The 19,779-nt window shown below is 65.2% G+C and carries 23 protein-coding genes and 4 pseudogenes; 16 read left to right on the forward strand and 11 right to left on the reverse strand.

Features of this window, described 5'->3' with window-relative positions:
- Nucleotides 1–288 precede the first annotated feature (288 nt).
- On the reverse strand, nucleotides 289–990 hold the full coding sequence (gene ctrA, locus MFF61_RS24040; protein WP_238240046.1) for a response regulator transcription factor CtrA: 702 nt from the start codon (nucleotides 988–990) through the stop codon (nucleotides 289–291).
- 202 nt (nucleotides 991–1,192) lie between these two features.
- The gene (locus tag MFF61_RS24045; RefSeq protein WP_238240049.1) at nucleotides 1,193–1,660 is read right to left on the reverse strand and encodes a GyrI-like domain-containing protein; all 468 of its coding nucleotides are present in this window, start codon (nucleotides 1,658–1,660) and stop codon (nucleotides 1,193–1,195) included.
- Between the two features lie 120 nt (nucleotides 1,661–1,780).
- On the opposite strand from MFF61_RS24045, the gene MFF61_RS24050 reads away from it, so the two are divergent.
- From MFF61_RS24050 to MFF61_RS24065, 4 genes are all read left to right on the forward strand, one after another.
- Nucleotides 1,781–2,092, forward strand: a complete 312-nt coding sequence (locus MFF61_RS24050; protein WP_238240051.1) for an ArsR/SmtB family transcription factor — start codon at nucleotides 1,781–1,783, stop codon at nucleotides 2,090–2,092.
- A gap of 296 nt (nucleotides 2,093–2,388) precedes the next feature.
- Nucleotides 2,389–2,646 (forward strand): AbrB/MazE/SpoVT family DNA-binding domain-containing protein, encoded by a 258-nt coding sequence (locus MFF61_RS24055; RefSeq protein WP_238240052.1) that lies wholly within the window; start codon nucleotides 2,389–2,391, stop codon nucleotides 2,644–2,646.
- Nucleotides 2,643–3,029: a type II toxin-antitoxin system VapC family toxin gene (locus tag MFF61_RS24060; RefSeq protein ID WP_238240053.1), complete on the forward strand. Its 387-nt coding sequence runs from the start codon at nucleotides 2,643–2,645 to the stop codon at nucleotides 3,027–3,029. Before MFF61_RS24055 ends, MFF61_RS24060 begins: the two co-directional genes overlap by 4 nt.
- A gap of 10 nt (nucleotides 3,030–3,039) precedes the next feature.
- A complete protein-coding gene (locus MFF61_RS24065; protein WP_238240054.1) occupies nucleotides 3,040–3,660 on the forward strand; it encodes a recombinase family protein in 621 nt (206 codons plus the stop codon).
- Between the two features lie 65 nt (nucleotides 3,661–3,725).
- Here MFF61_RS24065 and MFF61_RS24070 read toward each other — a convergent pair whose 3' ends face one another.
- Nucleotides 3,726–3,968: an abortive infection family protein gene (locus MFF61_RS24070; RefSeq protein WP_494337925.1), complete on the reverse strand. Its 243-nt coding sequence runs from the start codon at nucleotides 3,966–3,968 to the stop codon at nucleotides 3,726–3,728.
- Nucleotides 3,969–3,972: 4 nt separating this feature from the next.
- Here MFF61_RS24070 and MFF61_RS24075 point away from each other — a divergent pair.
- Nucleotides 3,973–4,119 (forward strand): annotated as a pseudogene (locus tag MFF61_RS24075) (transposase domain-containing protein); the annotation flags it as partial.
- A gap of 25 nt (nucleotides 4,120–4,144) precedes the next feature.
- Here MFF61_RS24075 and MFF61_RS24080 read toward each other — a convergent pair.
- A pseudogene (locus tag MFF61_RS24080) lies at nucleotides 4,145–4,315 on the reverse strand (DUF6429 family protein); the annotation flags it as partial.
- A gap of 276 nt (nucleotides 4,316–4,591) precedes the next feature.
- On the opposite strand from MFF61_RS24080, the gene MFF61_RS24085 reads away from it, so the two are divergent.
- Nucleotides 4,592–5,008, forward strand: a complete 417-nt coding sequence (locus tag MFF61_RS24085; RefSeq protein WP_238240057.1) for a Ros/MucR family transcriptional regulator — start codon at nucleotides 4,592–4,594, stop codon at nucleotides 5,006–5,008.
- Nucleotides 5,009–5,383: 375 nt separating this feature from the next.
- On the opposite strand, the pseudogene MFF61_RS24090 reads toward MFF61_RS24085, so the two are convergent.
- From MFF61_RS24090 to MFF61_RS24115, 6 genes and pseudogenes are all read right to left on the reverse strand, one after another.
- Nucleotides 5,384–5,782, reverse strand: a pseudogene (locus MFF61_RS24090) (MFS transporter); the annotation flags it as partial.
- A 112-nt stretch (nucleotides 5,783–5,894) separates the two neighbouring features.
- The gene (locus MFF61_RS24095) at nucleotides 5,895–6,131 is read right to left on the reverse strand and encodes a hypothetical protein (RefSeq protein ID WP_238240060.1); all 237 of its coding nucleotides are present in this window, start codon (nucleotides 6,129–6,131) and stop codon (nucleotides 5,895–5,897) included.
- 114 nt (nucleotides 6,132–6,245) lie between these two features.
- Nucleotides 6,246–6,494 carry a hypothetical protein gene (locus tag MFF61_RS24100; protein WP_238240062.1) on the reverse strand — a complete coding sequence of 83 codons (249 nt, stop codon included), beginning with the start codon at nucleotides 6,492–6,494 and terminating at the stop codon, nucleotides 6,246–6,248.
- A gap of 205 nt (nucleotides 6,495–6,699) precedes the next feature.
- Nucleotides 6,700–7,056 carry a hypothetical protein gene (locus MFF61_RS24105; protein WP_238240063.1) on the reverse strand — a complete coding sequence of 119 codons (357 nt, stop codon included), beginning with the start codon at nucleotides 7,054–7,056 and terminating at the stop codon, nucleotides 6,700–6,702.
- The gene (locus MFF61_RS24110) at nucleotides 7,053–7,319 is read right to left on the reverse strand and encodes a hypothetical protein (protein ID WP_238240064.1); all 267 of its coding nucleotides are present in this window, start codon (nucleotides 7,317–7,319) and stop codon (nucleotides 7,053–7,055) included. The genes MFF61_RS24105 and MFF61_RS24110 overlap by 4 nt, the downstream gene beginning before the upstream one ends.
- A gap of 11 nt (nucleotides 7,320–7,330) precedes the next feature.
- Nucleotides 7,331–7,525, reverse strand: a pseudogene (locus MFF61_RS24115) (efflux RND transporter permease subunit); the annotation flags it as partial.
- A gap of 548 nt (nucleotides 7,526–8,073) precedes the next feature.
- Between MFF61_RS24115 and MFF61_RS24120 the strand changes: the two are divergent.
- From MFF61_RS24120 to MFF61_RS24160, 9 genes are all read left to right on the forward strand, one after another.
- Nucleotides 8,074–8,379 (forward strand): hypothetical protein, encoded by a 306-nt coding sequence (locus tag MFF61_RS24120; RefSeq protein WP_238240065.1) that lies wholly within the window; start codon nucleotides 8,074–8,076, stop codon nucleotides 8,377–8,379.
- 428 nt (nucleotides 8,380–8,807) lie between these two features.
- On the forward strand, nucleotides 8,808–9,236 hold the full coding sequence (locus MFF61_RS24125; RefSeq protein ID WP_238240068.1) for a hypothetical protein: 429 nt from the start codon (nucleotides 8,808–8,810) through the stop codon (nucleotides 9,234–9,236).
- Nucleotides 9,237–9,321: 85 nt separating this feature from the next.
- The gene (locus MFF61_RS24130) at nucleotides 9,322–11,070 is read left to right on the forward strand and encodes an efflux RND transporter periplasmic adaptor subunit (RefSeq protein WP_238240069.1); all 1,749 of its coding nucleotides are present in this window, start codon (nucleotides 9,322–9,324) and stop codon (nucleotides 11,068–11,070) included.
- Between the two features lie 20 nt (nucleotides 11,071–11,090).
- The gene (locus tag MFF61_RS24135) at nucleotides 11,091–14,228 is read left to right on the forward strand and encodes an efflux RND transporter permease subunit (RefSeq protein WP_238240071.1); all 3,138 of its coding nucleotides are present in this window, start codon (nucleotides 11,091–11,093) and stop codon (nucleotides 14,226–14,228) included.
- Nucleotides 14,229–14,262: 34 nt separating this feature from the next.
- The gene (locus tag MFF61_RS24140) at nucleotides 14,263–14,628 is read left to right on the forward strand and encodes a hypothetical protein (RefSeq protein WP_238240073.1); all 366 of its coding nucleotides are present in this window, start codon (nucleotides 14,263–14,265) and stop codon (nucleotides 14,626–14,628) included.
- A gap of 27 nt (nucleotides 14,629–14,655) precedes the next feature.
- Entirely contained in the window at nucleotides 14,656–15,090 is a 435-nt protein-coding gene (copM, locus tag MFF61_RS24145; protein ID WP_238240075.1) for a CopM family metallochaperone, read from the forward strand.
- A gap of 166 nt (nucleotides 15,091–15,256) precedes the next feature.
- Nucleotides 15,257–16,510 (forward strand): 6TM ABC transporter family protein, encoded by a 1,254-nt coding sequence (locus MFF61_RS24150; protein ID WP_238240077.1) that lies wholly within the window; start codon nucleotides 15,257–15,259, stop codon nucleotides 16,508–16,510.
- A gap of 191 nt (nucleotides 16,511–16,701) precedes the next feature.
- Nucleotides 16,702–17,034: a four-helix bundle copper-binding protein gene (locus MFF61_RS24155; RefSeq protein WP_238240079.1), complete on the forward strand. Its 333-nt coding sequence runs from the start codon at nucleotides 16,702–16,704 to the stop codon at nucleotides 17,032–17,034.
- A 43-nt stretch (nucleotides 17,035–17,077) separates the two neighbouring features.
- Nucleotides 17,078–17,557: a DUF305 domain-containing protein gene (locus tag MFF61_RS24160; RefSeq protein ID WP_238240080.1), complete on the forward strand. Its 480-nt coding sequence runs from the start codon at nucleotides 17,078–17,080 to the stop codon at nucleotides 17,555–17,557.
- Between the two features lie 16 nt (nucleotides 17,558–17,573).
- Here MFF61_RS24160 and cueR read toward each other — a convergent pair whose 3' ends face one another.
- Nucleotides 17,574–18,002 (reverse strand): Cu(I)-responsive transcriptional regulator, encoded by a 429-nt coding sequence (cueR, locus tag MFF61_RS24165; protein WP_238240081.1) that lies wholly within the window; start codon nucleotides 18,000–18,002, stop codon nucleotides 17,574–17,576.
- An 82-nt stretch (nucleotides 18,003–18,084) separates the two neighbouring features.
- On the opposite strand from cueR, the gene MFF61_RS24170 reads away from it, so the two are divergent.
- Nucleotides 18,085–19,779 (forward strand): heavy metal translocating P-type ATPase (locus MFF61_RS24170; protein WP_283206032.1); only part of this gene is annotated, 1,695 nt, incomplete at its 3' end.

Raw genomic sequence — 19,779 nt, forward strand, 5'->3', positions numbered from 1 at the left:
GCGTTCGCCCTGTTGCCTATCGATCGAGTACGTCCCTGACCGGGACGCCCACATCGAAGCGGCCACCAGCGCGAACCTGGAGACCTTCCTCGAGGCGCAGCTCGAACTCGCGCAGGGGCTGCTGGCGGACGATCTGCTGATCGAAGGCAGGATCCCGCTGCGGCGGCTTGACGAGTGGCCAGCCGTGAGCCGCAGGGCCCACATCTCGCCGGTGGTCTCGCGTCAGACGGCGGAGTAAAGCCTGCGGAACGGCGCACGCTTCCCGCGATCGCGTCGTGAGCCCAGGCCTCAGCCAGCCATGACCTGCTTCTCGGCCGTTCCGTCGTGCAGCACGTAGCCGCGGCCCCAGATGGTCTCGATGTAGTTCTGCCCGCCGGAGGCATTGGCCAGCTTCTTGCGCAGCTTGCAGATGAAGACGTCGATGATCTTCAGCTCGGGTTCGTCCATGCCGCCGTAGAGATGGTTGAGGAACATCTCCTTGGTGAGGGTCGTGCCCTTGCGCAAGCTGAGGAGTTCCAGCATCTGGTACTCCTTGCCGGTGAGATGCACCCGCGAACCCGAGACCTCAACGGTCTTCTGGTCGAGGTTCACGACCAGGTCGCCCGTGGTGACGACCGACTCGGCGTGGCCCTTCGAGCGGCGCACGATCGCGTGGATGCGGGCGACGAGCTCGTCCTTGTGGAAGGGCTTGGTGAGGTAGTCGTCGGCGCCGAAGCCCAGACCCTTCACCTTGTCCTCGATCCCAGCCATGCCCGACAGGATCAGGATCGGGGTCTTGACCTTGGCGACCCGCAGCGAGCGCAGCACCTCGTAGCCCGACATGTCGGGGAGGTTCAGGTCGAGGAGGATGATGTCGTAATCGTACAGCTTGCCGAGATCGACGCCTTCCTCGCCGAGGTCGGTGGTGTAGGTGTTGAAGTTCTCGGACTTCAGCATCAGCTCGACGCTTGCCGCGACCGAAGCGTCGTCCTCGATCAGCAGCACGCGCATGTGGGGGATCCTCCAGAGATTGAGGCTTCCTATAAGGATATCGGCAACAAATCGTTAAGGCTTGGTGGCAGCTTATCGTCGGGCCGAGGCTGCCGCCGGGGCGTGTCCGAGCTGGGTGGCCCTTCGGGTTCTTATTTTCCGCGTGATCGCGGCTCTCGGCGGACGCCGACCGCTCGTCAGAGTTCCAGTAGCCAGGTCGCGCTCAACGCGACGTGAGCAGGACGTAGAGGTCGGTGACCGGCACGGCAGGATCGCCGTAGGCCTCCCAATGCAGCCCGGCCGGTTCGTGACCGTGCTCGACGACCCAGGTCATCAGCACCCGCCAGGCGTCTGGGAGTTGCGTATAGGGCCCTTCCAGGCGCAGGTGCCCCGCACGACCGCCGGGGATCTCCTGCACCGTCACGCGATCGGTGGCTCGGAAGCCTCCAGCAATGGTCGACCCCGCCGCGATCCGAATGCGGTCGCCGGACGGCGGGAGGGAGAACGTCACCTCCGGACCAATCTTTTCGATGCTCTGAGCGGCAAGGGCTGTATCGACCCGCGCGCGAGCCTCTCGCTGGAACTGCGGGATCTCCGCGAAGGACATCTCTCCCCATTCGACAGCGGTGACGCTCGGCGAGACCATGACGATCTCCGGCATGCCAAAGCCGCTGGGTGCCCCATCCGACATGCTGTCCTCCCGTCCCTCTCATGACCCGGCTCTGTCGAAGAGCCAAGCAGGATGCGAGTGCCTTCGGCAACATCGAAGGTGCGGAGTTGGCAATGAGTTAGCTGCGGCTTACAGTAAGTGATGGCTAACGCACAGGCTCTCCTCGCCATCACGGCGCTGGGCGACCCGACCCGGCGGCAGATCTTCGAGCATCTGGCTCACGGACCCAGTCCGGTCGGCGAACTCGCCAGCACCATGGCTGTCACCCGGCCCGCTGTCTCCCAGCACCTCCGCGTGCTGAAGGAGGCTGGTCTGGTCACGGAGACCGCGCAGGGGACCCGCCGAATCTACCGGCTCGACCGACGCGGGATCAGCGCGGTTCACGCCTGGCTCGACGAGCGATGGGCCGAGGCGCTCAACGCAACGGGATCTACCCTCGAGCAAGATTTCTGATCGCAAGGCTGCAGCGTTGTATGTCGAGACGCCTGCCGAGGCTGGGCCGCACCGGTCTGCCAATCGATTGAGGCACCGACAGGGCCACTCGGCCAGACTCATCCGAACTCTCTTGTCACGAATTCCCCCTTCACCACCGTTTGCCGATCGTAGACAGCGTGACGGATTTCGTGACACGTTGCGGCCGCATCGAACGGCCGCGCTCGGTTTGTCACTTTAACGTCCGTTTGCGGAGCGCTTGCGCGCCCAGGCATCCTGGTCCATAGCTGAGCTGTGACATAGCGATCGGAAGTGGCATGTCTGACTTCAAGGTCAGTGTAGCTCCAAATGGCAGACTCGTCCTGCCCGCGGCACTCCGCAAGAAGCTCAACCTGGGCCAAGGTGGCACCCTCGTGATCCATGACGAGGGCGGCCGGTTTGTCCTGGAGAGCACGGACGACGCCGTGCGCCGCGCCCAGGCTCTGGTTCGCCGGTTCGCGCCAGAGGCGTCCGGAGTCGTCGATGAATTCCTCGCGGAGCGCCGGGCCGAGGCGGCGGGCGAGGATCGTTCGTGAGCTGCGTCCTGGATGCGTCAGCAGTTCTCGCCCTCCTGTTCGAGGAGACCGGTGCCGACCGCGTTCGCTCCCGCGTCGCCGACGCCCTGCTTGGGGCGGTGAATTTCGCCGAGGTCCTCGCCAAGCTCGTCGATCGCGGTCTCCCGATCGGCGAGGCCGCTCAGGCGATCGTGATCTTGGGGTTGGAAATCGTCCCGTTCAGTGATGAGCAGGCTCGCCTCTCGGCGGAATTCCGCCCGGCGACGCGAGGGGCCGGTCTGTCCCTCGGCGATCGCGCCTGCCTCGCCCTGGCACGCGACCGAGGTCTTCCTGCCGTCACCGCCGAGCGGCGGTGGGCGGAGATCGCGGACGCAGTCGGCGTCGTCGTGGACGTCATTCGGTAGGAGAAGGACCGTGCTGATCGGCTACATGCGCGTGTCGAAGGCGGACGGCTCCCAAGTCACCGACCTGCAGCGCGACGCGCTCGCTCAGGCCGGGATCGAGGGGGAGCGCCTTTATGAGGATCACGCCTCGGGCAAGCGCGACGACCGGCCCGGGCTCGACGCCTGCCTCAAGGCGCTGCGCGAGGGCGACACCCTGGTGATCTATAAGCTCGACCGCCTCGGCCGCGACCTGCGCCACCTCGTCAACACCGTCCACGAGCTCACGGCGCGCGGCATCGGGCTGAAGGTCCTGGCGGGGCAGGGCGCAAACATCGACACCACCACCGCCAATGGGCGGCTCGTGTTCGGCATCTTCGCGGCGCTGGCCGAGTTTGAGCGCGAGCTGATCGTCGAGCGCACGAAGGCGGGGCTGGCCTCGGCACGGGCGAGGGGGCGAAAGGGCGGTCGCAAGCCGAAGATGACCCCTGCCAAGCTGCGTCTGGCCCAGGCAGCTATGGGCCAGCCGGAGACGAAGGTCAGCGCGCTCTGCGTCGAACTCGGCGTGACCCGGCAGACGCTCTACCGCCACGTCGACGCCAAGGGGCAGCTTCGGCCAGACGGGATCAAGCTTCTCGGACGCCAGCCGTCCTGAGCGGCCTCGGTCGCCGTATATGACGCGGCCGACAACGCTCATAATTTGTGAGTTTTGAGCGCTCCCTAAAACGGAATGTCGTCATCCAGGTAGCTCATGCTGTTATCGGCCGGCTTCGGCGGCGGTAGCGGGTTGCGCTCCAAGTGCTTCGAAATCAGAAAATTGTGCAAGGTCGCCGCGAGCTGCAAAGCAAGCTCACCATAGACGGCAGGAACCTCCACAATGTCAGCGCCTTGTCCATGACCCGTAAGCTTGTTGCGCAGAAATGGCAGGGTTTTTAGCACCTGGTCAGCAAATCCAGCACGCATCGTGCGCCTGAACGACGTCGATCCGCAAGCTTGGCTGGCCGACGTCTTGGCGCGGATCAACGACCACCCCTCACGCGCCCTCGGCGATCTCCTGCCTTGGATCTGGAAGGCCCGCGGTCCCGCGATGGCCAGCTCGGCTCAGGTCGCCTGAGCGCCGGATCCAGTGACCAAGTCGCGCGCGTGAACAAGGCGTGAAACAACGCCCGGGATCGGCGAAGCCCTTCATCCGTGAGCACCACGGACTTGGCTCGTCCGACCGGGTCTGCGATCAGCCCGTTGCGGTGCAGCCGATCAGGGACCTGCCAGTCGAACCCCTTCCAGGCCCGGCGCTCATCGTCCCGCCTCAATCGTTCACCGGCATCCGCACCTGAAGGTTTTCGGCTACTTCGCGTCCGACACCGGCACCTACATCGTCGATCCGCACTCGCGGAAGGTGGTCACCTCCATCGACTGATGGCTCCCACACCCTTGATGCCGCGCAAGGACTTGTGGCCTTCACCGGCGATGACGAGTATGCATGCCTGCAAATTGCAGTAATAACTCCGGGTTCGGCGTTGACAAGCTTGCCATGTCGCGCCTATGGGAGCGTCGATGGGGCATATATTTACAAACTGAGGTCGAACGTGAACAGTGAAGAGCAGATTTCCGACAATCGGATTGCTTTGACCGCCGACATCGTGGCGGCTTACGTCTCTCACAATCATACCTCGGTGGGAGATCTACCAGCGCTGATTCAGAGCGTCCATGCCCAGCTTGGCAAGCTCGGCCAAGCAGTCGAGCCGGAAGCGGAGCGGCCTGTCCCGCCGCTGCCGATCAAGAAGACCGTGACCCCGGACGCGATCATCAGCCTGGAGGACGGCAAGCCCTACAAGTCGCTCAAGCGCCACCTCTCGACGCGCGGCCTCACCCCCGAGGAATACCGACGCAAGTGGGGCCTGCCGCCCGACTATCCGATGGTGGCGGCCAACTACGCCGCCCAGCGCTCCGAACTCGCCAAGAGCATCGGTCTCGGCCGCAGCGGTCAGAAGCGCGCAGCGTAGCTCCGACGCACGCGGTGGCCGGATCAGGGACCTGTCGGTTCGGCCGCTGCAGGCACGTCACCCTACCCAGTACGCCTCAGCGCATTAGCAAACTGGTTTCCGAGTATGTCGTGGGTCGATATTGCAACGAGCCAGGCGCGTCGTAGAGGACACCAAGCACGCCTCGGCCGCCAGCCCTCTTCGATCGAGTGAGACACAAGCCTGACAGATCAAGGTGACGGTCTGGCAATGCGCGGATCTGCGATATGTTTCGGTGTCTGTCGCATGCAATGACAGAAGAACGCCCGGCAGGGGCTCAGAACCCGACCGGGCGTCTATTGCTGAGGTTCCAGTTTCATCTCACCTTACTGTTGAGCTTGCCAGCTGTCCCGGGACATAATCGCGCTCGTCGGGCAGGATGTCAGGGATGGTTGCTTGGAAGGTGGGTGTGAAGGCCGCAGAGGCCGACTGTAGGACAGCGATGAGGACGTAGACCTGCCAGACCTGATCGACGAAGGGCAGTGCCAGGGCGACCCCGGCCCGTACCAGATCGGTCGCGACCAGGAAGGCACGGCGCGGCAGCCGACCGACGAAGGCTTGCGCGACCGGCGCGACGAGCACGTAGGCCACCATCTTGATGGCAAGAGCGGTGCCAAGGACGGCGCCGGCATTTGCGCCAGCCAGCCGGTAGGCGAGCAGCCCGAGCGCAACGGTGAGCAGACCTGTGCCGACGAGGGCGACAACCTGCGCAGCGAACAGGTGCTTGTAGGTGCGGTTGGCGAGGATGCTCAGCATTGTAGAGCCGCCTTGCTCTTCAGCCCCTCCGGCACATCAAGGCAAGTGAATGATCACAGTGACTATACACCCACGAATATGAAGAGGGGACCCTCACAGGTCCCCTCATCGTTCAGTGGTGATGCCGCCGGTGATGATGGTGTCGCATGTGATGATGGTGATGGTGATGGTGATGGCGGCGCATGTGGTGATGATGCCCCCGCATGTGGCCGTGACGGTGCTGCACCGTCGTCACCATGTCCGAGGCCTCAACGGCAGCCGGCAGGGCCGGTGCCGCTGCAGCCGGGGTCACCAGCGTCGCAGTGCCGAGCGCAGCCATGACGGTCAGCGCGAAGATGGGTGTCCTCATGGGGGTTCCTTCTGAACAAGCCGCAGGAACGGTCGGACGACCCCCACGGCGGCCTGGAACGGCCCAGCTTGGTGGATGGTTCCGCCTGCTGCCTAGCGGATGCAGCGGTAGGGCTTATTCGTCGTCGTCGTGGTGGTGGAAGTCGCCATGGTGATGATGACGCTCGACCCGGACGCTGCCGGTATGGTCGAGGTCGTCGTGATGATGATGGCGCTCAATCACGCGGTGCTCGTGATGGTGATGATGACCGTCTCCATGCACACGCACGCCACCCGGACCAACGTTGATGTGCTGGGCCATGGCTGCGGCCGGCGTGAACAGCAGCGCCGCAGCAAAACCAGTGAGGACGAGCTTCTTCGCCATGTTTGTCTCCAGTCTCGTTCGGCATGACGCCTGTTGGGGCTGAAAACGCCGCAGGGATTAAATGGTTCGCCTGAAACGTGCTGCCTTTTCGGGCCGGACCAGACTGGATTGTCCGGGCAGACGCAAGCGATGAACGCAGTATGAACAGCTCGCTCACCAGCCGTGGACTTGGCGGGCCTTGTCAGGGGTTGCGCTCCGGCATGGGTTACGTCGGTGGTGCGCGCAGGGTGCGGTAGAGCGCGTGCACCGCGTCCATGAAGTCCCGCTCGGGATGCGCCTGGCAGTAGCTGCGCAGGAACTCGGCCTGCCGCGGCAGCGGGAACCCGGGCGGCGTGAGGTCGAGCCCCTCATCGACACCGGGCGGCGAGCGGATCAGCGCGCCACTCATGAACCCCTGCGTCCACGCCAGAAAATCCCGCTCCGCCGTGGGTGTGCGGGCGACCTCGGCGCTGAACTGCGCACAGGGCACGGCGCCCACGCCAACGATTTTATCGGTCTGGCCGGCGGCGCTGAACGCGCAGCCTGCGCCCAGAACAATGGCGAGTCCGATCGGCCGGATCATGAGGTCTCGTCGTCCGCGCTGTGATGGTCCGGATCGTCGGGCAGGCAGATGCGGCCAGTGCAGACCACCAACACCCGGTCAGGGGATTGGCAGAGGCAGGTCTGACCGTAGATGGACCGCGCGCCGTCGCGCAGGACCAAGCTGGTGTTACGTGCAATGCAGCCAGCCTGCTGTAGGGCGCGCTTCAGCGGGCGGTGGTCGGCCTGCGTCGGACCGACGGCGAGCATGGCCCCTACGGTGAGGGGGGTAAGGCGGAGCATCATGATGGCCCCTCCTATTCGGCCGCTGGCCGCAGGCGCGGGTGGGCGAGGCGCTCGGAGGCAGCGGTGTCGTGAGCGGCGGCTTCCGTCGTGCCGAAGCGGGCGTAGAGCGCCGGCAGGACGACCAGCGTGAGCAGCGTCGCACTGATCAGGCCGCCGATGACGACGGTAGCGAGCGGGCGCTGCACCTCGGCTCCGGTGCAGGAAGCTGGATTGGACCTGACGGACAGTGTCCGATTTGATGTCGATCAGCTCTGGTCCCGAAGTGCTGGAGTAGGGCCGAGACGGCATGCATGTGCCGTCTCGGCTGAGCCCTGCGGTCAAGCCCCATAGCCGCGCAGCGGGGCGCCGCAGGCGCCGGGCTTGAGGGCGGGGCTCGCTGGCGAGGGACGCTGATAGACGCCGTTGATCGCGACCAAGGCAGACACTGTCTGACGGGTCAAATCCAGATTTTTACAGCACCTACCTTGCAGCCCCATCGTGTTCGGGGGTTTACCCAAGCTGGGGGCAAAGAGGCACAGGCGCAAGCCGTCGTTCAGCAAATACTCATCCAGCGAGTCTCAGAGTGCGTTCTATCACATCGGTGGAGTGGCTTCTCAAGTCATCGTGAGAGCACCTCCAGGTCGTGCCTAGCAACGGCGATGAGCCAATACGTCGCCCAGCTTCGGGCGCAGGAACCTGCGGGTCCTGTAAGCCGGCTCACGCCGGTAATGACCTGTCACGCTTGAGGAACCTGCACCGGGTTCAGGAGACTGTCATGCTGAAGCGCACCCTTCCGTTCTTGTCCGCCCTCGCCCTCGCCGCCGCGGTGTCCGCCGGCGCCGCCCAGGCCATGCCGCTCGGGGCTTCCGTCGGCCTTGCCGCCCAAGGCGCACCTGAGACCGTGCAGCAGGTGCAGTGGTGGGGACATCGTCACCATCATCATGGCTGGGGTCATCACCACCACCATCGTGGCTGGGGCCACCATCACTGGGGGCACCACCATCATTATTACCGGCCGAGCTACTACGGCTGGGGCCACCACCACCATCACCACCGCCGGCATCACCACTGGGGCTACTGAGCCGATCCGGGCGGCTCATGAGATTGCGGCTGCGCCGGCCCTGCTGGCGCAGCGCTCCGAGCGCACGATGTCCTGGTTGCGGGCTGGCGAAATGGCCTCCTCGGCTATCGCAACCCTGGCCGGCACGTCGGGATTGATCCAACTCGAGACGACCCAGTCATCGCACCTTCAGCCGCCTTGCCCGGTTTGATGGGATGGCCGGAGCAATGGTAAGAGGCCGGACAGGAGACCTGCTGGTGAGAGCTTCGCTGACCCTGCTGCGCCGTATCGGCACCGGCTTTATGGACCCAACGCTGCCTTGCGTGCTCTCACCCCCGAAACCATATCCAGCGACACGGGTTGTGCCCAAAGCGTGCAGAATTGTTTCTGCAGGTGGATGAATGTGGTAGCCTAAGCGTATGAGCCTGCCTCGGCCTCTCGCGCGTCTGATGGCCGTGGTGATCGTGATGATCGCCGCGGTGTTTGGCGCGTCGGTGGCCCAGGCGCACGAGGGCCATGCCCATTACCACAGTGCGCCAGCCGCGGCCGTCCAGCATACGGCGTCGGCCCCGGTCGCAGTCTCTGCCAAGGCCGTGCAGGCCGTCGCCCGCACCATGACCCAGGCCGTGGTGGCGACACCCGCCGACCGGTTGCTGAGCGCTGCGTCGCCGCGCGCCCAGGTGCCGGGACAGCGTCCCTGCAACGGCGTCTGTTGCTCGATGGGCGGGGCCTGCTGTGTGCCCGGGGCGATGCTGCCAGCCGCTGCTGCAGTCCTCCCACTACAGACGGTTGCCACCCGTCTAATCGCGACCGCTGAGCCGTTCCTGGCTGGCGTCGCCCGCGAAGCTCTGCCCAAACCTCCCAGATCGCTCGCCTGAAACCCGCGTCCTCACGCTTGGGGCGGTGCTGACGCGCCGCTGCGCGTGCGTGGACGCTTGCGTCCACCGGCGAAAGATCTGACCCATGTTCTCCCACATAACGGCCGTGCTGCGTGCGCTGGCCGTGACGCTGGCCCTCTTGGCAGGCCCTGCATACGCCCACGAGGGGCACGACCACGGCGCGCCCCCACCGCCGGTTTCCAAAACCATTGCGCCGCGCGGTGAAGCCGCGTCGGCAGCGTTCGAGCTGGTCGCTGTGCCTAAAGACGGCACGCTGATCCTCTATCTCGACCGCTTCGAAACCGACGAGCCGGTGCATGGCGCCACACTGACCATCGAGACCCCCACCGGGTCGGCCAACGCCACGGCCGCGACCGACGGCAGCTACCAGCTGCCGGCGCCCTGGCTCAGCAAGCCCGGTCAGTACGACCTGATGGTCACGGTCTCCGTCGGCAGCGATGCCGACGTGCTGCCGCTGACCCTCACCATTCCCGACTTGGCCGCCAGCAACGCCCCGGTGCAGGTGGGCACGGCGCAGACCATCAGCGCGACGCTCAGCCAAGCCGTGCCGGTGGTCACGCAAGGCATCAGGGAGCGTTTGGCTCGGCAGGATCCGGTGCTGCTCACCGTCTCCGCCGGCAGCTTTCTGCTCGGCATTCTGGTGGTGCTGGTGGCACGCGGTCGTCGGCGCGTGCCAGTGATTGCTGTGCTTGTCGTGACCGCCACCGTGCTGCTGAGCGCCAGCGCCTTCGCCCACGGTGACGAGGACCATGGCCGCCCCGAAAGCAAGGCCGCGCTGATCCCGCCCAACTCCCCCGGTGCCACGGCAACGACCGACTTGGCGCAACGTCTGCCGGACGGCAGCGTGTTCGTGCCCAAGCCGACCCAGCGGCTCCTCGAGCTGCGCACGGTGATGACTGCCGCTGGCAGCTACCGCCGCACCATCGGTCTGCCAGGCCGGATCATCGCCAACCCCAATGCCAGCGGCGTGGTCCAGTCTTCGGTTGGAGGGCGTCTGTCGCCGCCGCCATCGGGCATCTTCCCGCGGCTCGGCACCCCCGTGAAGAAGAGCGACGTGCTCGCCTACGTGACTCCGCCGGTGCAACGGGTCGACGTCTCTGACATGCGCCAGCGCCAGGGCGAGCTCGATCAGCAGATCGCCATCGTCCAGCGCCGGGTCGAGCGCTACCAGAAGCTCACCGTCAGCGGCGCCGTCGCCCAGGTGCAGCTCGAAGAGGCCCTGGACGAGCTGAGGGGATTGCGCGACCGCCGGAGCGCACTGGACAAGCTCCGCGCCGAACCGGAGGCGCTGGTCGCGCCGGTCAGCGGTGTGATCGCCGAGGCTTCGGCCGTGGCCGGCCAGATGGCCAACCCAGGCCAGATGGTCTTCCAGATCGTCGATCCGAAAAGCCTCTGGGTCGAGGCGTTGAGCTTCGATGCCCTCGGCAGCGCCGAGAACGCCACGGCACGCCTGGCAGACGGCCGCACGTTGCAGCTGACCTACCAGGGCGCAGGCCTCGCCGACCGCAACCAGGCTATCCCGGTCCAGTTCGCGATTGCGGGTGACACCAGCGGCCTGCGGGTCGGCCAGTTCGTCACCGTGCTCGCTGGCACCGACACCGAGCTGCAAGGCCTTGCGCTGCCGCGAGCCGCCGTGGTCCGCACCGGCAACGGTCAGGACGTCGTCTACGAGCACACCACCGCTGAGCGCTTTGAAGCCCGTCAGGTCCGCGTCGAGCCGTTGGACGGCAATCGCGTGCTGATCGCCGCTGGCGTTGGTGCGGGCAAGCGCGTGGTCACCCAGGGCGCCGAGCTCCTGGACCAAGTGCGCTGAGGCGAAGCGAGGAGAAATCCATGTTCACGTTCCTCGTCAGCCAGTCTCTGAAGAACCGCCTTCTGGTGCTCGCCCTGACCGGTGTGCTGGTGCTCTATGGCGCGTTCAGCATCACCAAACTGCCGGTCGACGTCTTTCCGGACCTCAACCGGCCGACAGTGACCATCATGACCGAGGCAGAGGGCTACGCCCCGCCCGAAGTCGAGCAATTGGTCACTTACCCCATAGAAACCCGAATGAACGGGCTGCCGGGTGTTACCCGCGTGCGGTCCGTCTCGGGCGTCGGGCTGTCGATCGTCTACGTCGAGTTCGACTGGGGCACCGACATCTACCGCAACCGCCAGCAGATCGCCGAGCGTCTGAGCCTCGTCCAGGACCAGCTGCCGCGCGGGGTGACTCCGGTGATGGGGCCGATCTCCTCGATCATGGGCCAGATCCTGCTGGTTGCGGTAACGAGCGACAAAGCCAGTCCGATGGAGGTGCGCGAGGCCGCCGACTTCGTGATCCGGCCGCGCCTGCTGACCATTCCGGGCGTCGCGCAGGTCATTCCGATCGGCGGTGAGGTGCGCCAGTTCCGCGTTGCGCCCAACCCGGCGGCTATGCGCACGCTCGGCGTGACCAATGCCCAGCTGGAAACCGCACTCACCCAGTTCGGCACCAACACCGGTGGCGGGTTTACCGACCAGTACGCCCGCGAGTACCTGATCCGGAACATCGGCCGCACGATGAGCCTCGACGACCTGCGCAACGTGGTCGTCACCACCGTCAACAACGCCCCGGTCTACCTCCGGCAGATCGCCGAGGTGTCGTTCTCGGCCAAGGTTAAGCGCGGCGATGCCGGCTATCTCGGCAAGCCGGCGGTGATCGTCTCAGTCGAGAAGCAGCCCGACGTCGACACCGTCAAACTGTCCCACACCATTGAACAGGCGTTAGGCGAGATCACTCGGACGTTGCCGAACGGCATCAAGGCCGATCAGATCCTGTTCCGGCAGGCCAACTTCATCGAGACCTCGATCGCCAACGTCGAGCGGGTGCTGCTGGAGGCCATCGTCGTGGTGGCCGTGGTGCTGTTCGCGTTCCTCCTGAACGTGCGCACCACGGCGATCTCGCTGCTCGCAATTCCGGTCTCGATCCTAACTACGGCGGTGGTCTTCCGCCTGTTCGGGCTGTCGATCAACACGATGACCCTGGGCGGCTTGGCCATCGCCATCGGCGAACTGGTCGACGACGCCGTGGTCGACGTCGAGAACATCTTCCGGCGTCTCGGCGAGAACAGAAAGGCCGGCAACCCGAAGAGCGTGTTCCAAGTGGTAGTGGAGGCCTCCAATGAGGTGCGATCCGGCATCGTCTACGCGACGCTGATCATCATCCTGGTGTTCGTGCCTCTGTTCGCCCTGTCGGGCATCGAGGGCCGCCTCTTCGCCCCCCTCGGGCAGGCCTACATCATCTCGATCCTGGCCAGCCTCGTCACCTCGATCACGTTGACCCCGGTGCTGGCCGCCTGGCTGCTGCCGGGCCTGAAAAACCTTGAAGAGCATGACAGCCGGTTTCTCAAGCTGCTCAAGCGCGGCAACGCCGCGCTGCTCAGGGTGGCATTCCGCCATCAGCGTCTGCTGGTCAGCACGGTCGCCCTCGCGGTTCTCGGCGCTGGCATTGCCGCCTGGCAGCTGCCGCGGGCGTTCCTGCCGCCGTTCAACGAGGGCAGCTTTACCGTCAACATGACCTTCAACCCGGGTATCTCGCTGGCCGAGAGCAACCGGGTCGGTCTGATCGCCGAGAAGCTGCTGCAGCAAATCCCCGAGGTGGCGGCCGTCGGCCGGCGCACCGGCCGGGCCGAGCTCGATGAGCACGCTGAAGGGGTGCACTCCTCGGAAATCGAGGTCGAGCTGAAAGCCGGCGAAGGCCGGCCGAAGGACGCCATCGTCGCCGACCTGCGCCAGCGTCTGGCGGTGCTGCCGGTCAGCGTCAATGTCGGGCAGCCGATCTCGCACCGGCTCGACCACATGCTCTCGGGCGTGCGTGCCGAGATCGCCCTCAAGATCTTCGGCGAGGACTTGGATGCGCTGCGCCGCATCGCGGGCAGCCTCCAGGAGAGGATGCGGCAGATCCCGGGCCTAGTCGACCTGCAGATCGAGAAGCAGGTGCGCATCCCGCAGCTGGAGATCCGCGTCGACTACACCCGCGCGGCCCTCTACGGCGTGCAGCCCTCCGCGGTGGTCGAGCAGCTGAGCCGCCTGTCCAATGGGCGGGTAATCTCGACGGTGGTCGATGGCGTGCGCCGCTTCGACGTGCTGATCCGCCTGCCGGAGGATCAGCGCACCACCGCTGGCCTGGGCGATCTCCTGCTGGAAACTCCCTCCGGCTGGGTGCCGGCCCGCCAGGTCGCCGACATCCGCGAGACCGATGGCCCCAACCAGATCCTGCGCGAGAACTCACGCCGGCGGCTGGTCGTGCAGGCCAACACCAACGGTGAGAGCGATATGGCCACGATCGTGACGGCCATTCGCCAGGCGATCGCCGACGAAAAGCTGCCGCCCGGGTTCTTCACCAGCCTGGAGGGCACCTTCCAGGCCCAGGAGGAGGCCACCCAGACCATCGCCGCCCTGTCGGCGCTGTCGCTCGCGCTGATCTTCGCCATTCTCTACAGCCGCTACCGCTCAGCCGCCCTGGCGCTGATCATCATGGGCAATGTGCCGCTCGCGCTGATCGGCTCCGTGGCAGCGCTGTGGCTGGTCGGCCAGCCGCTCAGCGTCGCCTCGATGATCGGGTTCATCACGCTGACCGGCATCGCCGCCCGGAACGGCATCTTGAAGATCAGTCACTACCTGAACCTGGCGCTGCACGAGGACGTGCCGTTCGGCCGCGATCTGGTGATCCGCGGCAGCCTGGAGCGGCTGACCCCGGTGCTGATGACGGCGCTGTCCGCCGGTGTCGCGCTGGTGCCGCTGCTCTACGATGCAGCGTCACCGGGCAAGGAGATCCTGCACCCGGTCGCGGTGACGATCTTTGGCGGTCTGATCAGCGCCACACTGCTCGACACGTTCCTGACGCCAATCCTGTTCCTCCGGTTCGGCCGCAAGCCGCTTGAGCGCCTGCGCTCGTCCCCTGTTCAGGCTGCCTCGCCCGGCGCGCACGCGCCGCCGCGGGAGGCGTTCTGAGCCCCTGACAAAGCAACAAGGAAGGAGAAATCTCATGGTGTTCTGGAGGGTCGCCGTCGTTGGAAGCCTGCTGATGACCCTGCCGGTTCAGGCTCACGAGGTTGCCGGCAAGTTCGGCGGCCGGGTGACCGATGCTGGCAAGTACCACGTCGAGATGGTCGCCAAGGACAAGACCCTCGACGTCTATGTGCTCGACAACAGCGAGAAGCCCCTACCCGCCACCGGGTTCAAGGGCATCGCGATCCTGGTGGTGAACGGCAAGCCCGCGCGCATCACGCTTGCGCCCGCCGACGCCCAGAAACTGACCGGCACGGCCGAGGTGGCCCTGGGTGCCGCGCCCAAGGGCGCGGTGCAGCTCACGGCGCCCGACGGCACGACCGCCAGTGGAAAATTCAACTAAACCAAAAGAAGCAAAGGAATAAAGCTTATGATCATCGCCCGCACCCTGCTGGCCGCTGCACTGCTCACCACCGGCCTCTCTGGCGCTGCCCTGGCGCAGAGCGCTCACACCCACGGCGCACATCAGCCCACCGCCAACGAGGCGAGCGATGCGCATCAGGCCGAGATGCAGAAGATGATCGCCGACATGATGCCGGCCCCGAACGACCCGCCGTCGACCCAGGATTTCAAGAAGGCCGATATGGCGATGATGCACGCCATGCACGTGGCCTACACCGGCAATGCCGACATCGACTTCCGCACGCACATGATCCCGCACCACCAGGGTGCCATCGACATGGCCAAGGTGGCGCTCAAGCACGCCAAGGACCCCAAGACCAAGGCGATGGCTCAGAAGATCATTGAAGATCAAGTAAAAGAAATTGCCGAGATGCAGGCTTGGCTGAAGAAGAACGGCAAATGAAACTGGAGGCCCGCTTCGGCGGGCCTTCTTTGTAACACAACCAAAACAACAAACCCGCTCACATCATAAACAGAGAGGGCTCTTGTTTACGCCAGTCTGGCTCCACGACCTAGTTCATCAAATCGCCGGCCTCGACTATCCCCACGATCACTGGTGGATGGATCTGATGGCCGCGCTGGTCTTCGTCGTCGCGCCGACGTGGACGGTGTGGCTCCTGGTGCGCTTCGGTCTGCGCGCGCTAGGCCTGCAGCTTCATGGTGAGCGGCCTACGTCGACGATGCGCGTGGGCGCACCACCTGAACCCAGTGCTGCCGTCGTGACGGTCGCCGCACATGGTGCCCACGGTCAAGGCCTCGAGCGCTATGTACTCAAAGCGACCTGCCGCTTCCAGGTTCGTCTCATCCTTCTTTCCCTGATGACGCTGCCAGCGGCGTGGTTCCTGCTGGAAATTCCCAAGCATATCATCAACCACGCCCTGACTGACACCAATGGCGACGGCTATCCGGAGATGACAATCCTGGGGCTCCGGGTTGGGCGTCTGGAACTCCTGCTATTTCTGTGCGGCGGCTACCTTGCTGTCCTGACGGCGAGCTTCCTGCTGAAGCTTCAGGTCAACCGCGCGCGCGGCCGTGTGAACGAACGTCTCGTGCGCCGCTTGCGCTTGGCCGTCCTCAAGCGCGCGCAGAGGGAGCTGTCGCCTGGCCGTCGCGCGACGCTGTCTGCAGTCGCTATGCATGAAGTCGAGCCGGTCGGTTATTTCGGTAGCGCCCTCGTCGCGGTGCCGCTCGTACAAGGCGGCACACTGGCGACTAGCATCGTATTCCTCTTTCTTCAGAACGCCGCTCTGGCGCTCGCTGCCCTCATCATGCTGCCAGTGCAGGTGGCCATTCTGCCGCGTCTGCAGCGACGCTTGAATGCGAAGGTGCGTGAGCGAGTTCATGCGACGCGGGCGCTGGGAGGATCCCTCACTGCGACCAGCCATGCCTCAGCAAGCTTAGAAGCACCAATTTTGCACGGCGAGCAGGCCTCCCTCGCTCTGAGCAAGCAAATGAGACAAGTTGAAATTCTTGAACTGGTCCGCAACGAGATCAATGACCTCAAAGGCCTGCTCAAAGGCCTTTACAATTTCACCTCCAACCTAACGCCATTCTTCTTCTTCTCAATCGGCGGCTACCTTGTCGTCCAAGAGCGCCTGACGCTCGGCGCGCTCGTCGCCGCCCTAGCAGCCTATAAAGAGATAGCCCCTGCGTTACGTGAACTGTTCGATTTTGTTCAAAGCTGGTCTGATGCCAGATCGCGCTTTGGAGAAATAAATCACGCTCTCTCGCGCGCTGAACCAGCGCTTGATACCGATAGTAAGCTGCAAGCGCCCCTGGTGACGAGTCAATACAAACTCAACCATTCCATAACTGCTGCCTAGTCGGAGCCGGAATGTAGCCACCGATGTCGAATGCCGAAGCACAGCAGGAGAAAGGAAAAATTTGAACCAACGACGGGCTAGATAGTTGGCATTCTGAGCTGAAATTATGATTTCGTCCAGTGTTATGCGCTGCGACGGGGCTTTATATTTGTCTGTTAGGTCTATGGTATGCATGAAAAGGGAGAAATATTATGCATCAGATGTCAAGTGAGATGCAACATTGCATCGAGGAATGCTTGCGTTGCTACCAGACCTGCCTGGGCATGGCGTCAAATCATTGTCTGCCAGCCGGCGGTAAGCACGTCCAGCCGGAGCACTTCCGGCTGATGATGGCGTGCGCCGAGATCTGCCGGACCAGCGCGCATTTCATGCTGATCGGGCTGCCCGAGCACAAGCACACCTGCCGGGCCTGCGCCGACGTATGTGAGGCCTGCGCCAAAAGCTGTGAGCAGGTCGGCGACATGCAGGATTGCGTCGAGACCTGCCGGCGCTGCGCCGAGAGCTGCCGCACGATGGCGGCCTGAGCACCTTTTCCCTCGGTTTGTCGGTCGAAAGAAGGAGTCACTCATGAAATCCCTGTTCATTGCCGCACTGATCAGCGGGGCCGCGCTCGCCACCCCTGCCTTCGCCCAGCAGCATGCGCACGACACCCAGAGCGCTGTGAAGCTGCCCGAAGCCTGTAAAGCTGCGGCTCAGGCCGGTGGAAAGGAGAGCATGATGAGGGACATGCAAAACCAGATGTCCCAGAGCATGCAAGGCATGTCCGGTCAGATGTCGGAAACCCAGAAGGGCCTACACCAGGCCATGATGAGCATGAACGGCCCGATGATGCAGGGCATGATGGCCGGTGATGCCGACGTGGCCTGGATCTGCGCGATGATCCCGCACCATCAGGGTGCAATCGACATGGCGCGTGCCGGTCTGAAGGGCGCGGACAATGCCGAGAGCAAGCGCCTCGCCGAGAAAACCATTGAGGAACAGGAGAAGAGCATCAAGGAGCTGACCGCCTGGCTCGACAAGCACGCTAAGAAGGAGGGCAACCAGTAGCGCTCGGCGGATCCGGTCAGTGCCACGCGGGGTGTTCTCCTTGGCAGGTTGGCGCCTCGCCGGTCTCCAGGCTCTGGATGATCGGGCAGTCCGGCCGCCCGTCGCCGTCACAGGCTTCGGCCAGGGTGCGCAGGCTGTCCGCCATCTCCTGCAGCTGCCGGGCCCGTTCCTCGAGTTCTTTGATGTGGGTCAGCGCGACCGCCTTCACCTCAGCGTTACTGCGGCTCTGATCGCTCCACAGATCCAAGAGGAGCCGGATGCGCTCAATCGAAAACCCAAGGTCGCGGGCGCGGCGGATGAACCCGAGGCGATGTAGGTCGGCCGGGCCGTAATCGCGGTAGCCGCTGGTGCGACGGCCCACCGGCGGCACCAAGCCGATGCTCTCGTAGTAGCGGATCATCTTGGCCGACACGCCTGAGGCTTGCGCCGCCTGCCCGATGTTCATCGTCCCTGCCCTTTCCCTGTTGACCTTCCCATGATGGGAAGGTGCAGGCTGCCTGGCAAGAGGATCACGACAGGACCCCGCCATGACCGACCACGCCCACGACCGCCCGCAGGATCAGACTGCCAACGCCGCCAGCTGCTGCGGTGGAACGCGCAAGGCGACGACCGCCGATCAGGCTGCGGCGCCTGCCGAACATGGTCACAGCTGCTGCGGGGAGCATGGCAAGGCGGTGCCGGCAGCCCACGACCACGCTCCTCACGGTCATGACCATCATCATGCGCATGACCACGCCGGCCCGGCGGCCGAGGGGACCGTCAAGGACCCGGTCTGCGGGATGACGGTCGACCCGCACACGGCCAAGCATCGCGCCCAACACAACGGGCGCCCCTACTACTTCTGCTCGGCCGGCTGCCAGGCGAAGTTCACGGCCGACCCGGCGCGCTACCTCGACCCGGCCAGTGCCACTGCGAAGGCCGAACCCGTGCCCGAGGGCACGATCTATACCTGCCCGATGCACCCCGAAGTTCGCCAGGTCGGTCCCGGATCCTGCCCGATCTGCGGCATGGCACTGGAGCCGCTGCTGGTCAGCGCCGACACCGGCCCGAGCACCGAGCTGGTCGACATGACCCGGCGGTTCTGGATCGGCCTGGTGCTGACGCTGCCGGTGTTCGCGCTGGAAATGGGCGGTCACCTGACTGGCCTGGTTGATCGCCTCGGCCAGCAGAACAGCAACTGGCTGCAGCTGGTGCTGGCCACGCCGGTGGTGCTGTGGGCCGGCTGGCCGTTCTTCGAACGCGGCTGGGCGTCGGTGAAGAGCCGCAACCTCAACATGTTCACGCTGATCGCCCTCGGCACCGGCGTGGCCTGGCTCTACAGCGTGGTGGCCACCGTGGCGCCGGGGGTGTTCCCGGCCGAGCTGCGCGGCCATGACGGCGCCGTGCCAGCCTACTTCGAGGCCGCGGCGGTGATCACCGTGCTGGTGCTCTTGGGCCAGGTGCTGGAGCTGCGCGCCCGCGAAAGCACCAGCGGCGCCCTGCGCGCCTTGCTCGATCTCGCCCCGAAGACCGCTCGCCGGATCCGAGCTGACGGCAGCGAGGAGGAGATCGGCCTCGACGCCGTCCAGGTTGGGGATCGCCTGCGCGTGCGCCCCGGTGAAAAGGTCCCGGTCGACGGCACCGTGATCGAGGGCCGTTCGTCAGTGGACGAGGCGCTGGTCACTGGCGAGGCGATGCCGGTCAGCAAGGATGTCGGGGCCGCCGTGATCGGTGGCACCCTCAACCAGAGCGGCGCCCTGGTGATCGAGGCCAAAAACGTCGGCCGCGACACCATGCTGGCGCGCATCGTCCAACTGGTCGCCGAGGCTCAACGGAGCCGCGCGCCGATCCAGCGGCTGGCCGATCAGGTGGCCGGCTGGTTCGTGCCGGTGGTCATGGCAGTCGCCGCACTGGCGTTCATCGCCTGGTTCGCGGTCGGCCCCGAGCCGCGCTTCACCTACGGCCTGCTGGCCGCGGTGGCGGTGTTGATCATCGCCTGCCCGTGCGCCCTCGGACTGGCCACGCCGATGTCGATCATGGTGGGCGTTGGCCGCGGCGCCCAGGCCGGCGTGCTGATCAAGAACGCCGAGGCGCTCGAGCGCATGGAGAAGATCACCACGCTGGTGGTCGACAAGACCGGCACGCTCACCGAGGGCAAGCCGGCGGTCACCCAGGTGGTCCCGGCCGAAGGGTTCACGGAAGCCGAGATCCTGCAGCTGGCTGCCAGCGTCGAGCGCGCCAGC

Source organism: Methylobacterium isbiliense, from assembly GCF_022179325.1.
Lineage (GTDB): Bacteria > Pseudomonadota > Alphaproteobacteria > Rhizobiales > Beijerinckiaceae > Methylobacterium > Methylobacterium isbiliense.

Coding starts and splice junctions, on each gene's coding strand:
- ctrA (WP_238240046.1), bottom strand. CDS start 990: ATGCGCGTGCTGCTGATCGAGGACGACGCTTCGGTCGCGGCAAGCGTC.
- MFF61_RS24045 (WP_238240049.1), bottom strand. CDS start 1,660: ATGTCGGATGGGGCACCCAGCGGCTTTGGCATGCCGGAGATCGTCATG.
- MFF61_RS24050 (WP_238240051.1), top strand. CDS start 1,781: ATGGCTAACGCACAGGCTCTCCTCGCCATCACGGCGCTGGGCGACCCG.
- MFF61_RS24055 (WP_238240052.1), top strand. CDS start 2,389: ATGTCTGACTTCAAGGTCAGTGTAGCTCCAAATGGCAGACTCGTCCTG.
- MFF61_RS24070 (WP_494337925.1), bottom strand. CDS start 3,968: ATGCGTGCTGGATTTGCTGACCAGGTGCTAAAAACCCTGCCATTTCTG.
- MFF61_RS24095 (WP_238240060.1), bottom strand. CDS start 6,131: ATGAGGACACCCATCTTCGCGCTGACCGTCATGGCTGCGCTCGGCACT.
- MFF61_RS24100 (WP_238240062.1), bottom strand. CDS start 6,494: ATGGCGAAGAAGCTCGTCCTCACTGGTTTTGCTGCGGCGCTGCTGTTC.
- MFF61_RS24105 (WP_238240063.1), bottom strand. CDS start 7,056: ATGATCCGGCCGATCGGACTCGCCATTGTTCTGGGCGCAGGCTGCGCG.
- MFF61_RS24110 (WP_238240064.1), bottom strand. CDS start 7,319: ATGATGCTCCGCCTTACCCCCCTCACCGTAGGGGCCATGCTCGCCGTC.
- MFF61_RS24120 (WP_238240065.1), top strand. CDS start 8,074: ATGCTGAAGCGCACCCTTCCGTTCTTGTCCGCCCTCGCCCTCGCCGCC.
- MFF61_RS24125 (WP_238240068.1), top strand. CDS start 8,808: ATGGCCGTGGTGATCGTGATGATCGCCGCGGTGTTTGGCGCGTCGGTG.
- MFF61_RS24130 (WP_238240069.1), top strand. CDS start 9,322: ATGTTCTCCCACATAACGGCCGTGCTGCGTGCGCTGGCCGTGACGCTG.
- MFF61_RS24135 (WP_238240071.1), top strand. CDS start 11,091: ATGTTCACGTTCCTCGTCAGCCAGTCTCTGAAGAACCGCCTTCTGGTG.
- MFF61_RS24140 (WP_238240073.1), top strand. CDS start 14,263: ATGGTGTTCTGGAGGGTCGCCGTCGTTGGAAGCCTGCTGATGACCCTG.
- copM (WP_238240075.1), top strand. CDS start 14,656: ATGATCATCGCCCGCACCCTGCTGGCCGCTGCACTGCTCACCACCGGC.
- MFF61_RS24150 (WP_238240077.1), top strand. CDS start 15,257: ATGGCCGCGCTGGTCTTCGTCGTCGCGCCGACGTGGACGGTGTGGCTC.
- MFF61_RS24155 (WP_238240079.1), top strand. CDS start 16,702: ATGCATCAGATGTCAAGTGAGATGCAACATTGCATCGAGGAATGCTTG.
- MFF61_RS24160 (WP_238240080.1), top strand. CDS start 17,078: ATGAAATCCCTGTTCATTGCCGCACTGATCAGCGGGGCCGCGCTCGCC.
- cueR (WP_238240081.1), bottom strand. CDS start 18,002: ATGAACATCGGGCAGGCGGCGCAAGCCTCAGGCGTGTCGGCCAAGATG.